Origin of the sequence: Winslowiella iniecta, from assembly GCF_001267535.1 — a bacterium.
GTDB classification, from domain to species: Bacteria; Pseudomonadota; Gammaproteobacteria; order Enterobacterales; family Enterobacteriaceae; genus Erwinia; species Erwinia iniecta.
On sequence record NZ_JRXE01000001.1, the window covers coordinates 190,508 to 204,947 of the forward strand.

Sequence of the window (14,440 nt, forward strand, 5' to 3'; positions counted from 1 at the left end):
GCTGCTCCTGGCCGGTTAGCCGCCAATAAACGAGAGATTCTGAGTGATGCCAGTATTACCCTGATGCAGGAAGTGCGTCTGCTTTTTGCTTTGCAGACTGGCGGCAATGCGCGCCTGTAATTCCTGTTGCTGACCATCGCTGGCCAGCAAATCGCGCAGCGACACGCCACCGTCGCCAAACAGGCATAAATGCAACTTGCCGGTGGCGGAGACGCGCAGACGGTTACAGCTGGCGCAGAAGTCTTTCTCATAAGGCATGATCAGCCCGATTTCTCCCTGATAATCCGGATGGCGGAATACCTGCGCCGGGCCATCGCTGCGCGCGCGCGGCAGGCGCTGCCAGCCACGGCTGATAAGCTGATCGCGAATCACTTCGCCGGAAATATGGTGTTTACGGAACAGAGAGCCGCCGTCACCGGTTTCCATCAGCTCAATAAACCGCAGCTGAATCGGCCGGGGGCGAATCCAGTCGAGGAAGGTATCGAGCGTGTGATGATTAATATCGCGCATCAGCACGGTATTGACTTTGACTTTATCAAAACCGGCGTCAAAGGCGGCATCGATACCGCGCATCACCTGATGAAATTTGTCCTGCCCGGTGATGGCGTGAAACTGGCGGGCATCCAGGCTGTCGATGCTGACATTCAGCGCTGTCAGCCCGGCGTCACGCCATGCCGCTACATCGCGTTCCAGACGATAGCCGTTAGTGGTCACCGCCAGCTGACGGATGGCGCGATTCTCACGCACTGCGGCAATAATGTCGATAAAATCGCGGCGCAGCGACGGCTCACCGCCGGTCAGACGCACCTTTTCGGTCCCGGAAGCGGCAAACGCCCGGGTGACACGACGGATCTCATCCAGTGACAGGAAGCTTTTGTTGGTACTGCCTTGCGGTTTATAACCGTCGGGCAGGCAGTAGTTGCAACGAAAGTTGCAAACATCAGTGATCGACAGGCGCAAGTAATAAAACTTGCGCTCAAAATTATCAATAAATTGTGACACCAGAACACCTTTCCAATATGGGGAGATGCAGTCATTTCTTTCTGCACCCTGGCAGCTCAAAGGCTACGGCCAGTGCGCCATATCACGAGGACTTAGGCACAAAGGCTAGAGTGTGATTTACAGAACCGCTGCAAATCATGGTGAGAATAATTTTAGCGCTAACCGTAAGGCGTTACCAGAAGCAGTTTCGCTGTATATATTGATATATAGCGATCAGATTGCCACTTTTCACCACCTTTTCGCTGCATGATAAGTTAATATGCGCCCAATAACTTTGATACCCGTCAGTTATGTGGGGCATAAGCAGTTTGTGCTATAAAGAGCCGCAACCGGCAAAGATCAGTGACAGAGGAGTTTTGGTGAATGCGTAATCGCACGCTCGCGGATTTAGACCGTGTGGTGGCACTTGGCGGTGGACACGGATTAGGCCGTGTTATGTCTGCGCTGTCACCGCTGGGTTCAAGACTGACCGGTATTGTCACCACCACCGATAATGGCGGCTCTACCGGCCGCATCCGCCGCTCCGAAGGCGGTATCGCCTGGGGCGATATGCGTAACTGCCTGAATCAGTTGATTACCGAGCCAAGCGTTGCCTCAGCGATGTTCGAATACCGTTTTAACGGTAACGGCGAATTATCGGGTCATAATCTCGGTAACCTGATGCTTAAAGCGCTCGATCATCTCAGCGTCCGCCCGATTGAAGCGATTAACCTGATTCGCAACCTGCTGAAAGTCGATGCTTTTCTGATTCCGATGTCGGAACAGCCGGTCGATTTAGTGGCACTGGGTGCCGATGGCAACCTGGTGTATGGCGAAACCGATATCGACCAGTTAACACTGCCGCCGCAGGAACTGATGCTGTCGCCCGCGGTAAATGCCACCCGGGAAGCCATTGAGGCGATTGGCGAAGCCGACCTGATTTTAATCGGCCCCGGCAGTTTCTATACCAGCCTGATGCCGGTACTGCTGATGCAGGATATGGCGCAGGCGCTGCGTCGCACGCCGGCGACCATGGTGTTTATTGATAATCTCGGTCGCGAACTCAGTCCGGCAGCCGCCGGTCTGACGCTGGCCGATAAGCTGGCAATGATGGAAAACGTGATCGGCAAGAGGGTGATCGATGCGGTGGTGACCAGTCCGCAGGGCGAAACGCAAGGCACCGACGACCGTCTGCTGATTCGCGAGCCGCTGGAAGCCGCCGATATCAAATACCGTCACGACCGCCAGCTACTGCGTATCGCGCTGGAACATGCCATTCAGGCGATTGCCTGAATCCCTGCGGGCCGGACTTCCCGGCCCGCAGAGCAATAACACTCAGGAAGCGGCAATAAACAGTTCGCGCACCTGATGCAACTGGTCACGCACCGCGGCGGCCTCTTCAAACTCCAGATTCTGCGCATGCTGCTGCATCAGCGATTCCAGCTCATGAATTTTCTTCTGCAACGCTTGCGGCGTCATCGCCAGGTAGCTGCCTTCTTCCTCGGCCGCCACGCGGGTGGATTTGCCACGAACTTTGGCTTTGTTTTTACCGGTGCCCTGACCAATCTGCAAGATATCGGCGATTTTCTTGTTCAGGCCCTGCGGCACAATGCCATTTTCCAGGTTGTACTGCTCCTGCTTCTCGCGACGCCGCTCGGTTTCACCAATAGCCTTCGCCATCGAGTTGGTAATGCGATCGCCATACAGAATCGCCTTACCGTTGATATTACGCGCGGCGCGGCCAATGGTCTGAATCAGCGAACGCTCTGAACGCAGGAAACCCTCTTTATCAGCATCCAGTATCGCCACCAGCGACACTTCCGGCATATCGAGCCCCTCACGCAACAGGTTGATCCCCACCAGCACGTCAAATTCGCCGAGGCGCAGGTCACGGATAATTTCCACCCTTTCTACGGTATCGATATCCGAGTGCAGATAGCGCACCCGCTCGCCATGTTCTTCCAGGTATTCGGTGAGATCTTCCGCCATCCGCTTGGTCAGCGTGGTCACCAGTACCCTTTCGTTAATCGCCGCCCGTTTGCGGATTTCCGATAACAGATCATCCACCTGCGTCCCCACCGGACGCACTTCGATAATCGGATCGAGCAGACCGGTGGGTCGTACCACCTGATCGATAATCTCTTCACCCGATTTTTCCAGCTCGTAGTTACCTGGCGTGGCCGAAACATAAATGGTCTGCGGTGCCAGCGCTTCGAACTCTTCAAACTTCATCGGGCGGTTATCCAGCGCCGACGGCAGGCGGAAACCATACTCCACCAGCGTCTCTTTACGCGCACGGTCACCGCGATACATACCACCAATTTGCGGAATGGTGACGTGGGACTCATCCACCACCAGCAGGCCATCAGCCGGCAAATAGTCAAACAGCGTCGGCGGCGCTTCGCCCGGCCCACGCCCCGACAGATAGCGCGAATAGTTTTCGATACCCGAGCAGTAACCCAGCTCGTTCATCATCTCCAGATCGAACTGGGTACGCTGCGAAAGGCGCTGCTCTTCCAGTAGCTTGTTATTCGCCAGCAGTACCTGACGACGTTCCGCCAGCTCCACTTTGATCTCTTCCATCGCCTGCAAAATACGTTCACGCGGGGTAACGTAGTGCGTTTTCGGGTAGATGGTGTAGCGTTGCAACACCTCGAGCACCTGGCCGGTCAGTGGGTCCAGTAACGACAGTCGCTCCACTTCTTCATCAAACAGCTCAACGCGCAGCGCAATCTCATCGGATTCCGCCGGGAAGATATCGATCACCTCGCCGCGCACGCGGAAAGTGCCGCGCTGAAACGCCTGGTCATTGCGCGTGTATTGCAATTCGGTCAGGCGGCGCAGGATCGAACGTTGGTCGATAATCATGCCGCGCGTCAGATGCAGCATCATTTTCAGATAGAGATCGGGATCGCCCAGACCGTAAATCGCCGATACCGAGGCCACCACAATGACATCGCGGCGTTCCAGCAGCGCTTTGGTGGCTGACAGTCGCATCTGCTCAATATGTTCGTTCACCGAGGCGTCTTTCTCGATAAAGGTGTCAGAGCTGGGCACATAGGCTTCAGGTTGATAGTAGTCGTAGTACGAGACGAAATACTCCACCGCGTTATCGGGGAAAAACTCTTTCATCTCGCCGTACAGCTGCGCGGCAAGGGTTTTATTCGGTGCCAGCACCATGGTCGGACGATTGAGATCGGCAATCACGTTGGCGACGGTAAAGGTTTTCCCTGACCCGGTCACGCCCAACAGCGTCTGATGGGCAAGACCATCTTCCAGCCCTTCCTCCAGGCGTCGAATCGCCTCAGGCTGGTCGCCAGAAGGTTTAAATGCGGAATTGAGTTTAAAAACTTTGCTCATTGATGGGCTACCTGATGAAGAAATGCGCGAACCGGAGTGTAATTCTACTCCCCCTGGCCAAATTTTCCAGAAAATTACACTGGATATAATAACAGTTATTTCGCACAATGCGTCGGCAGACAGCAATCTGTCACTTTTGGGAGGATGGGTTGGGCAAAAGCCCGAGGATCGGCCGGAAAGGTTATCCCCAGAAGTTTTGACGCTTTAACAATTGTCAAGCGCACTGTAGCGAAAGCGTCATGTTGAAAATGCCATGAAAGCCGCAGGCTTGATTTTCATTAACTTATTGATTCTGTTTTAATTGATTGTTGAGTCGAGATAAGCACCAGTTAAAGCCGAAGCCGCGTCCGCTCTCGCTTGCCACATGTTTTCAGTATCTAATACACAAGGTTATCCACAGGAATAGTGGATAACTGATTTCAGCGCCCGAAACATCTGGTGTGTATAAATCTGTGCTGCACCCATTCTGCGCGCTGAAATATTTTTTTTTCGCTTTTTTTCATCTTTTGTTATCGCTAAACAGCGCAAGCAATGCATAACCTGGCGCACCATGCCACTGTTTTCGGTCACTGTTTTTTGCCATGGCTTACTGATGCGTCATGCCCTTTAGTGGCCCATTTGCACCAGTTGATCCGGCCTTAAGCACCGTGGCAGTGCAGGCCGGTATTACCCTCTGGTGATTATTTAACGCCGCTGACTAATTGATCGGCTTTACTGCCGTGTTTAACCTAAAAGTTAACTTTTTCTGAAACGAGCTGGCCTGTTAATTGCAGCACTGCCCGACCACCTCGCGCTTTCATTAACACCAGAGCGACAGCACGAAGCCGTGGCAACACCGTCTGGCGCGACTGACCGTCATTTGTCATCTCGCCAGAGCGGCAAAATCCGCTGCCATTGCAAGATTATCTGGAAGGAGAGTGTCCGATGTTAAGTTTACGTGCGGTTAATCAGTTTTATGGGCAGAACCACATTTTGTGGGATGTTGACCTCGATCTGCCGCCCGGTACCTGTACCGGGGTGCTGGGGCGTCCGGGGATGGGAAAAACCACCCTCGTCAACTGCATCATGGGCCATTTGCCGGTTAACAGCGGCAGCATGACCTGGCAGGAAGATGGCGCTCCGCCAAAAAACCTGCTGTTGCAGCCCATGGAGACCCGCGCCCGGATGGGCATCGGTTATGTGCCGCAGGGACGCCATATTTTCTCGCAGTTGACGATTGAAGAGAACTTACTGATTGCGCTACTGGCCGGACAGGACGATCGCCATCGCGCCATTCCGCCGATGGTCTACGAGCTGTTTCCTCATCTTTACTCGTTGCGCCATCAGCGTAGTGGCGAACTGTCGGTCGAGCAACAGCAGCAACTGGCGCTGGCGCGCGCGCTGGTCTTGCAACCGAAGTTACTGATTCTGGATGAGCCGACCGAAGGCATGTCGCCGTGGCTGGAGGAGGAAATGGGAAATCTGATTCATCGTCTTAACCATGATTTTGGCCTGACAATTCTGCTGCTGGAACAGCGTCTGTCGGTGATTCGCCGCGTGGCGCACTATTTTCTGCTGCTGCATCGCGGGCGCAACGTGGCGCAGGGCAACGTCGCTCAGCTGGATGATCCGATGGTCAATATGTGGCTGACAGTGTCGTAATGAGGCGGGACGACACAATGCGTCCCGCGTCGATTAATCCGGCAGACGCAGGAAGTCGCCTGCGCGGTCGAATGCCTCTGGGCTGGTGAGCCAGGGGATTTCACCTAAAAACGGTGCTGGCAGCCGCTGACGCAGCGTGGCGAGATATTCCTGATGTCGCTTACCTGGCGGCTCGACATCGTTAGCAATCCAGCCGGCAAACGGCAGTCCGGCGGCGGCAATCGCCTGCGCGGTCAGCATCGCGTGATTTATGCAGCCCAGCCTGACCCCGACCACCAGGATCACCGGCAGCTGTTCCAGTCTGACCCAGTCGGCAAAGGTCGTCTGTTCAGAGAGCAGCGTAAACCAGCCCCCCGCCCCCTCCGTCAGTACCCAGTCGGCTTTGGCGCTGAGCTGCGCCAGCCCGGCGGACAGTGCGCCAAACTCAATCGCCCGGCCCTGCTCTGCGCTGACGATATGCGGTGAGGTCGGCTCAAGAAACGCCAGCGGATTCACTTCATCATAATCCAGCGCCAGCGCACTGTATTTTTGCAGCGCCAGCGCGTCGCTGTTGCGTAATCCCGCGGGCGTTAACTCACAGCCTGATGCTACTGGCTTGTAGCCAACAGCACAGTAGCCCGCGCGAACCGCCGCCTGCAACAAGGCGCTGCTGGCAACGGTTTTTCCCACTTCGGTATCGGTTCCGGTCACGAACCAGCGTTTAATCACAATGAAATCACTCCAAAAACTAAATGGTAACTGAGCAGAAAACCGCGCGCGTCACGCTGCCAGACATTTTCCAGCTGTTGCAGGCGCTGGCGGGTCATCAGCCCGGTACTGCGTCCCTGATGCACATGGGTCGCGCCAATGCCTTTCAGCGAGCGCATCGCCGACAGCACGTCCGGGAACGCCAGCGTCAGCGTCTGCTGATTCAGTTGCAGCGCCTTTCCGCCACCGGCGGCGGCGATCTGTTCGACAGTCAGAAACGGATTCACATGTACCGCGCCATCGACCTGTAACCAGGCCTCGCGCACTTCGCTGAGCGAGTCCGCCGCCAGGGTGGAAAACAGCACTTTGCCACCGCTGCGCGTCACCCGGCTCAGCTGGTTAAGCGCATGGGCTAAATCGTCGCACCACTGCACCGCCAGATTGCTCCAGCAAAGATCGACCGCGTTATCCGGCAGCGGTATCGCGTCGATATCACCGTGCAGATAGTGGTGCGCCACCTGACTGCTTTGCGCTTCAGCCAGCATCGCCGCTGAAAGGTCTAGCGCCGTCACCTCGCAGCCGCGCTCACGCCAGCGCTGGCTGAACCAGCCGGTACCGCATCCGGCATCCAGCACGCGGTGATAAGGCGTGATATCGGTCTGCGACATCAGTTGGTCACCGCAACGTCGTTGCAGCTCAGCATGCTGGTTATAACTGTGCGCGGCGCGACCAAATGCCTGCGCCACCGCCTGCTTATTCACCCTGAGCGTCATACAACCTCTCCAGTAATGCGTCGATATCTTCTGGCTGCTGGCTGGCATTCAGCGTGATGCGCAGCCTGGCGGTACCCGGCGGCACGGTGGGTGGGCGAATGGCCGTGACCCAGCAGCCGCGCGCTCGTAAGCGCTCAGCTAATGTCACAGCCGCCTGATTTTCCCCGACGATCAGCGGCTGGATGGCGGTCTGTGAATCGCCGAGGGTATAAGGCAGATCGCGCGCGCCACGGCGGAAACAGGCAATATTTTCGCCCAGTTGCTGCCGCAGCTCGTCACCCTGCTGAATCGCCCGCAGTGCGGCCTGGAGTGCACAGGCCTGTGCCGGCGGCATTGAGGTGCTGTAGATCAGATGGCGAGCGAACTGCAACAGGTAGTCGGCGGTATCGTCATCACAAAGCACCGCGGCTCCGCTGACGCCAAAAGCTTTGCCAAAGGTGACAACCAGCAGCTCCGGCTTAACCTGTTGCTGCCAGCAACTGCCGCGCCCCTGCTCGCCCAGCACGCCAATACCGTGAGCATCATCGACCATTAACCAGCTGTTAGCCTGTTGTGACAGCTGATGCAGCTGCGCCAGCGGCGCGACATCGCCATCCATGCTGAATATCCCTTCGGTCACCACCAGCGTCTCTGCCGCACCGTCACTGGTCAGCAATTTTTGCAGACTAGCGGGCTGATTATGGCTGAAACGCCGCAGGGTTGCCGGGCTGAGGCTGGCCGCTTCCAGCAGCGAAGCGTGTGCCAGCTTATCAGCGAAGATACGGTCACCTTTCGCCATTAACGCCGCAATTAGCGCCTGGTTCGCCGCAAAGCCGGAAATAAACAGCAAGGCGCGTGAATAGCCCAGCCAGTCGGCCAGCTGCGCTTCAAAATCGGCATGGACGGCACGGTAACCGGTGACATGACCCGAGCCGCCGGAGCCGACGCCGTAGCGTTCAGCCCCCTGCTGCCAGGCACGTATCACCCGTAGATCGTGGCTCAGGCCAAGATAATCGTTACCGGAAAAGTTGCGATAACGCTGACCATTAATCTCAATCCAGCGCGCATCGCCCTGATGATTGATAGTGCGCTGGCGCATGCGGCCGGTTTCCCTGCGCTGCGCCAGCGCCAGCTGTATACGGTGTTGCCAGCTCATCAGACCGCCGCGTTGTAGAACTTATCGCTATCGGCGCTAAACAGTTGTTCGGTCAGCACATGCTGCTGCTCGTTATCACCCGCGGCGGTCGTGGTGTGTTCAGGATTCAGTCCCAGCTTGCGGAACAGCAGCAGGTCTTTGTCTTCTTCAGGATTTGGCGTGGTCAGCAGTTTGCAGCCGTAGAAAATCGAGTTGGCGCCGGCCATAAAGCACATCGCCTGCGTCTGTTCGCTCATCTGCTCGCGACCGGCTGACAGACGGACATGGGAAGTCGGCATCATAATGCGCGCAACGGCGATAGTACGAATAAAATCAAAGGGTTCGACGTCTTCATTATCGGCCATTGGCGTGCCTTTCACTTTCACCAGCATATTGATCGGCACGCTTTCTGGCGGTACCGGCAGATTTGCCAGCTGAACCAGCAGACCGGCGCGATCCTTTACCGTTTCACCCAGGCCAACAATGCCGCCGGAGCAGACTTTAATCCCGGCATCGCGCACTTTACCCAGCGTATCCAGACGCTCCTGATAGCTACGGGTGGTGATCACGCTGCCGTAGAATTCCGGCGAGGTATCGAGGTTATGGTTATAAAAATCGAGACCGGCATTGGCGAGCCGGTGTGCCTGGCTGTCGTTCAGCGTGCCGAGCGTCATACAGGTTTCCATCCCCATCGCTTTTACCCCTTTCACCATCTGCTCAAGGTAAGGTAAATCACGGTCGTTCGGGTTTTTCCATGCCGCGCCCATGCAGAAACGGCTGGAGCCGGCGGCTTTCGCTTTACGGGCTGATGCCAGCACCTCTTCGACTTCCATCAGGCGTTCCGATTCCAGCCCGGTTTTGTAGCGCGCACTCTGTGGGCAGTACTTACAGTCTTCCGGACAGGCACCGGTTTTGATTGAAAGCAGCGTACTGACCTGCACCTGTCGCGGGTCGAAATGCTGGCGGTGCACCTGCTGCGCTTCGAACATCAGCTCGAGAAAAGGCTTATTAAACAGGGCCTGCGCCTGTGCGATTGTCCAACGGTTTGCCATTGCTTGCTCCAAAAAAGGGGATCGTAAATCTGTCGTGCTGAGTTATACTTGTAAACTAAATCTTTTTATTTTTGTTTACAAGTATCACTATGACCCCATCTGACCTCGCTTTCGACCGCCATCATATCTGGCACCCTTACACCTCGATGACCAATCCACTGCCCTGCTATCCGGTGGTCGCCGCGCAGGGAACCTCGCTGCAACTGAGCGACGGTCGCCAGCTGGTCGATGGCATGTCATCCTGGTGGGCGGCGATCCACGGTTACAATCACCCGCGTCTGAACCAGGCGATGCAGCAGCAGATCGGCCAGATGTCACACGTGATGTTTGGTGGCATCACTCACCCGTCGGCGGTGGCGCTGTGTCGCAAGCTGGTGGAGATGACGCCTGCGGCGCTGGAGTGTGTGTTCCTGGCGGATTCCGGTTCAGTGGCGGTGGAAGTGTCGATGAAAATGGCACTGCAATACTGGCAGGCGCGCGGCGAAAAGCGGCAGCAGTTTCTCACCCTGCGCAATGGCTATCACGGCGATACCTTTGCCGCGATGTCGGTCTGCGATCCGCAAAACTCGATGCATAGCCTGTATCAGGGATATCTGCCGAGCCATCGCTTTGCCGATGCGCCGCAGTGCCGTTTTGACGATAACTGGCTGGCGCGCGATGCCGATTCGTTTGAACAGCTGATCAGCACGCATAAATCGTCGCTGGCGGCGGTGATCCTTGAGCCGATTGTGCAGGGGGCGGGCGGCATGCGTTTTTATCATCCGCGCTATCTGCAACGGGTGCGTGAGCTGTGTGACCAGCATCAGGTGCTGCTGATTGCCGATGAAATCGCCACCGGATTTGGCCGAACCGGCAAACTGTTTGCCTGTGAACATGCCGGCATTACGCCGGATATTCTCTGCGTCGGTAAAGCCCTGACCGGCGGCACCATGACGCTTTCGGCCACACTGACCACCCGCCAGGTGGCAGAGACCATCAGTAACGGTGCGGCAGGCTGCTTTATGCACGGCCCGACTTTTATGGGCAATCCGCTGGCCTGCGCGGTCGCCAGCGAAAGTCTCGCCATACTGGCGGAAAACCACTGGCCAGCACAGGTCGCCAGCATTGAACAGCAGTTGCAGAGCGCCCTGTTGCCCCTGCGCGATCATCCACACGTGGCTGACGCGCGCGTGCTCGGCGCCATCGGCGTGATTGAAACCCACCAGCCGGTGAAGATGGCGGACATTCAGCAGTTCTTTGTGGAACAAGGGGTCTGGATCCGTCCGTTTGGCCGGCTAATTTACCTGATGCCGCCGTATGTGATTGAACCTTCAGCACTTAAGCAACTGACTGATGCGATTATCGCCGCTGTTGAACAGCCTGTGCTGTTTCAGGCGCGCTGACCGCCTGCTGGCGGGCATGGCGACGGCGGATGCACTACGCTTTTAGTCACTGACTAAAACGCAAAGGAGCCGATTATGTCGCAACAAACAGACACCAATCGTCGTGTAGTACTGGCGTCACGCCCCCACGGCGCCCCGACTGAAGCGAATTTCCGCATTGAGCATCAGCATGTTCCTGTCCCGGCCGAGGGGCAGGTATTACTGCGCACCGTCTGGCTGTCCCTTGACCCTTATATGCGCGGTCGGATGAGCGATGCCCCCTCTTATGTACCGCCGGTAGCGATTGATGACGTGATGGGTGCCGGTACCGTCGCGATTGTTGAACAGTCTCAGCATGCGGACTATGCGCCAGGCGACTGGGTGGTCAGCCAGAGCGGCTGGCAGGACTTCGCCCTGTCGAACGGTAAAGACCTGTTTAAACTGAGCGGCCCGGTTCTGAAGCATCCTTCATGGGCGCTGGGAATGCTGGGCATGACCGGTTTTACCGCCTATATGGGGCTGCTGGATATTGGTCAGCCGCAGGCGGGCGAAACCGTGGTGGTCGCAGCCGCCACCGGTGCCGTAGGCTCGATTGTCGGGCAAATCGCCAAACTTAAAGGCTGCCATGTAATTGGTATCGCTGGCGGTGCGGAGAAATGTCGCTACGCCGAGGAAGTACTGGGCTTCGACAAGTGCCTGGACCACCATCAGGACGATCTGGCGGAAAAACTGAAACGCTACTGCGCAGACGGCATTGACGTCTACTTCGAAAACGTCGGCGGCAAAGTATTTGATGCGGTACTGCCGCTGATGAACAGCAAAGGCCGCATTCCAATGTGCGGACTGATCGCCAGCTACAACGCTACCGGCCCGTCAGCCGGCCCGGACCGCCTGACGCCGTTCCAGGGCGCGATTCTGCGTAAACGTCTGCGCGTGCAGGGCTTTATCATTACCCAGGATTATGCCCACCGCTTCGAGGAATTTTTCCGTCAGATGAGCCAGTGGGTAGCTGAAGATCGCTTTGTGTTCCGCGAAGATGTGGTCGATGGTCTGGATAACGCGCCAGAAACCTTTATCGGCATGCTTGAAGGTAAAAACTTTGGCAAAGTAGTGATACGCGTCGCCGCCGATCAGCCTGGAGAGCAAAAATGAAAGTGTTAATGGTCCTGACCTCTCACGATCGGCTGGGTGACACCGGCAAGCCGACCGGCTTCTGGCTGGAAGAGTTTGCCGCACCTTATTATGTGTTTAAAGATGCCGGTATCAATGTGGTGCTGGCTTCACCGCTGGGTGGCCAGCCACCGCTTGACCCGGTCAGCGATCGGCCCGATGCACAAACTGTCGATACCGACCGCTTCCGTCAGGATTCCGCCGCGCAGCAGGCGCTGGCTAATACCGTAAAACTGGAAACCATCGACAGCAGCAAATATGACGCGGTATTTTATCCGGGCGGTCACGGCCCGCTGTGGGATCTGGCCGAAGATAAGTACAGCATCGCGCTGATTGAAAACCTCTGTGCCAGCGGTAAACCGGTCGGTGCAGTTTGTCATGCTCCCGGCGTACTGCGTCACGTTAAAAACGCTGACGGCACGCCACTGGTGGCCGGCAAGCGCGTGACAGGGTTTACCAACAGCGAAGAACAGGCGGTCGGACTGACTGACGTCGTGCCGTTTTTGGTGGAAGATCAGTTGAAACAGCTGGGCGCTCAGTTTGAACGTACCGATGACTGGGGTGTGTACACCCTGACCGATGGTCATCTGGTCACCGGGCAGAACCCGGCCTCTTCCGCCGCTGCGGCTGAAGCGTTGCTGAAATTACTCCATCGATAAATCATTCACAGGAGCGTTAATGAGAATCTATAGCCACGACCTTCATCACGGAGAGAAGATGCCGCAGCGCCATGTGTTTAACGGCATGGGCTATCAGGGAGAGAATATATCTCCGCATCTGGCGTGGGATGAAGTGCCATCCGGTACTAAAAGTTTTGTTGTCACCTGTTACGACCCTGATGCGCCGACCGGTTCCGGCTGGTGGCACTGGGGTGTGGCGAATATTCCGGCCAGTATTACGGTGTTGCCGCAGGGTGCCGGTTCCGCTATTGCCGAACTGCCTGAAGAGGCGGTACAGACCCGTACCGATTTCGGTCAGGCCGGTTACGGCGGTGCCGCACCGCCACAAGGCGAATCGCATCGCTATATCTTCACCGTTCACGCGTTGGATGTGGAAAAGCTGGAGGTCGATGAGCACGCCAGCGGTGCCATGCTCGGTTTTAATGTGCACTTTCACAGCCTGGGAAGTGCGTCATTAACCGTGATGTTTAATTAAATAGTGGGCGGCGTTTTCGCCGCCCACTGTCATTACAGCTGATGAATCACCACCCACATCGGCCCCTGGCCTACCGCGTAACGCGCTAACGGGTTAAGCAGCCCGGTCTCAGCGGCGATGTTATACACTTCGATATGGTGCGACTTCTGCCCTGCCGCCACCAGATACTGACCGCTGTGGTCGATATTGAATCCGCGCGGCTGCTGTTCAGTCGGCTGATAACCCACAACCTCCAGCAAACCACCGTCTTCACTGACGCTAAACGCCGTCACCACACTGGCGGTACGGTCACAGGCGTAGAGAAAACGGCCATCCGGCGTCAGGTGAATATCGGCCGCCCAGCGCGTATCGCTAAAGCCCTGTGGCATCATATCCAGGCTCTGTACCCGCTCAATGTCGCCCTGCGCATTTTTCAGCTGCCAGACGTCAACGGTGCTGTCCAGCTCGTTAACACAGTAGGCATACTGTTGATTAGGATGGAACGCCATATGGCGCGGCCCCGCGCCCGCAACGGTGGTGACCTGCGCCTGAGGACGCGGTTCCAGCTGACCGTCTTCGCTCAGTGAAAACAGGCAGATACGATCCTGTTTCAGTGCCGGAACAAAGACCGTCTGGTTGCTGATATCCACATTCGCCGAGTGGCAACCTTCCAGCCCGCCAATCACCTGGCTCGGTTCCTGCGGCAAACCATCGGCACCAATCGGGCTGATGCTGAAAGAGGCATCGTTATATGAGGCGCTGAACAAGAAGCGACCGCTGCGGTCGGTGGAGATATGGCTCGGGCTGCCCGGCAGCGAGGCCTGTCCGGCCTCGGTCAGCGTCCCGTCTGCGCCAATGCGGAAGGCGATAACCCGAAAATCAGGGCGTGCACCGACGTAGAGAAAACCCTGGGTCGGATTCACCACCATGGGCTGAACCTGTCCGGCCACATCAACCACTTGCAGTAAGGTCAGCTCGCCCTGTTCGCTTAACTGCCAGACGTGGATTTGCTGACTCTCGGGGCTGGCGGTGTAGACAACTTGTTTCATGAATGCTCCTTGTTCAATGCCTGAAATTGAGACCTGCCGCAAAGCGTAGCGCTTTTACGGCAGCCCGTCAGATGGATTTGTCGCCTGCTGGTTTGGTCGAAACCGCAGCAAGGTGTAG

13 protein-coding genes and 1 riboswitch are annotated in these 14,440 nt (G+C 56.7%); of the genes, 6 read left to right on the plus strand and 7 right to left on the minus strand.

Annotated elements, in window-relative coordinates; translation table 11 throughout:
* Positions 1 to 15: 15 nt before the first annotated feature.
* Positions 16 to 1,005, minus strand: a complete 990-nt coding sequence (moaA, locus tag NG42_RS00840; protein WP_156321989.1) for a GTP 3',8-cyclase MoaA — start codon at positions 1,003 to 1,005, stop codon at positions 16 to 18.
* Positions 992 to 1,127, minus strand: a riboswitch (molybdenum cofactor riboswitch). (Overlaps the previous gene by 14 nt.)
* A 238-nt stretch (positions 1,128 to 1,365) precedes the next feature.
* Here moaA and yvcK point away from each other — a divergent pair.
* Entirely contained in the window at positions 1,366 to 2,274 is a 909-nt protein-coding gene (gene yvcK, locus NG42_RS00845) for a uridine diphosphate-N-acetylglucosamine-binding protein YvcK (RefSeq protein WP_052896788.1), read from the plus strand.
* Between the two features lie 42 nt (positions 2,275 to 2,316).
* On the opposite strand, the gene uvrB is transcribed toward yvcK, so the two are convergent.
* Positions 2,317 to 4,341, minus strand: a complete 2,025-nt coding sequence (uvrB, locus tag NG42_RS00850; protein ID WP_052896791.1) for an excinuclease ABC subunit UvrB — start codon at positions 4,339 to 4,341, stop codon at positions 2,317 to 2,319.
* 924 nt (positions 4,342 to 5,265) lie between these two features.
* On the opposite strand from uvrB, the gene NG42_RS00860 reads away from it, so the two are divergent.
* Complete coding sequence (locus tag NG42_RS00860) at positions 5,266 to 5,982, plus strand: ABC transporter ATP-binding protein (protein ID WP_052896797.1); 717 nt, start codon at positions 5,266 to 5,268, stop codon at positions 5,980 to 5,982.
* A gap of 33 nt (positions 5,983 to 6,015) precedes the next feature.
* Here the strand turns inward: NG42_RS00860 and bioD are convergent, their stop codons facing one another.
* The 4 genes from bioD to bioB are packed head-to-tail and all read right to left on the minus strand — an operon-like array spanning position 6,016 to position 9,608.
* Positions 6,016 to 6,690, minus strand: coding sequence for a dethiobiotin synthase (bioD, locus tag NG42_RS00865; RefSeq protein ID WP_173581458.1), 675 nt, complete (start codon positions 6,688 to 6,690; stop codon positions 6,016 to 6,018).
* A complete protein-coding gene (bioC, locus tag NG42_RS00870; protein ID WP_052896800.1) occupies positions 6,687 to 7,442 on the minus strand; it encodes a malonyl-ACP O-methyltransferase BioC in 756 nt (251 codons plus the stop codon). Before bioC ends, bioD begins: the two co-directional genes overlap by 4 nt.
* Positions 7,423 to 8,577 (minus strand): 8-amino-7-oxononanoate synthase, encoded by a 1,155-nt coding sequence (bioF, locus tag NG42_RS00875; RefSeq protein WP_052896803.1) that lies wholly within the window; start codon positions 8,575 to 8,577, stop codon positions 7,423 to 7,425. Before bioF ends, bioC begins: the two co-directional genes overlap by 20 nt.
* Entirely contained in the window at positions 8,577 to 9,608 is a 1,032-nt protein-coding gene (bioB, locus tag NG42_RS00880; RefSeq protein ID WP_052896806.1) for a biotin synthase BioB, read from the minus strand. Before bioB ends, bioF begins: the two co-directional genes overlap by 1 nt.
* Positions 9,609 to 9,697: 89 nt before the next feature.
* Between bioB and bioA the strand changes: the two genes are divergently transcribed.
* The 4 genes from bioA (at position 9,698) to NG42_RS00900 (ending at position 13,294) form a co-directional block, all read left to right on the plus strand.
* A complete protein-coding gene (gene bioA / locus NG42_RS00885) occupies positions 9,698 to 10,990 on the plus strand; it encodes an adenosylmethionine--8-amino-7-oxononanoate transaminase (RefSeq protein WP_052896809.1) in 1,293 nt (430 codons plus the stop codon).
* A 75-nt stretch (positions 10,991 to 11,065) separates the two neighbouring features.
* Positions 11,066 to 12,121 (plus strand): NADP-dependent oxidoreductase, encoded by a 1,056-nt coding sequence (locus NG42_RS00890; RefSeq protein ID WP_052896812.1) that lies wholly within the window; start codon positions 11,066 to 11,068, stop codon positions 12,119 to 12,121.
* Positions 12,118 to 12,798 carry a type 1 glutamine amidotransferase domain-containing protein gene (locus NG42_RS00895; RefSeq protein WP_052896815.1) on the plus strand — a complete coding sequence of 227 codons (681 nt, stop codon included), beginning with the start codon at positions 12,118 to 12,120 and terminating at the stop codon, positions 12,796 to 12,798. Before NG42_RS00890 ends, NG42_RS00895 begins: the two co-directional genes overlap by 4 nt.
* Before the next feature lie 19 nt (positions 12,799 to 12,817).
* A complete protein-coding gene (locus NG42_RS00900; RefSeq protein ID WP_052896817.1) occupies positions 12,818 to 13,294 on the plus strand; it encodes a kinase inhibitor in 477 nt (158 codons plus the stop codon).
* 32 nt (positions 13,295 to 13,326) lie between these two features.
* Here NG42_RS00900 and pgl read toward each other — a convergent pair whose 3' ends face one another.
* The gene (gene pgl, locus NG42_RS00905) at positions 13,327 to 14,322 is read right to left on the minus strand and encodes a 6-phosphogluconolactonase (protein ID WP_052896819.1); all 996 of its coding nucleotides are present in this window, start codon (positions 14,320 to 14,322) and stop codon (positions 13,327 to 13,329) included.
* Between the last annotated feature and the right edge of the window lie 118 nt (positions 14,323 to 14,440).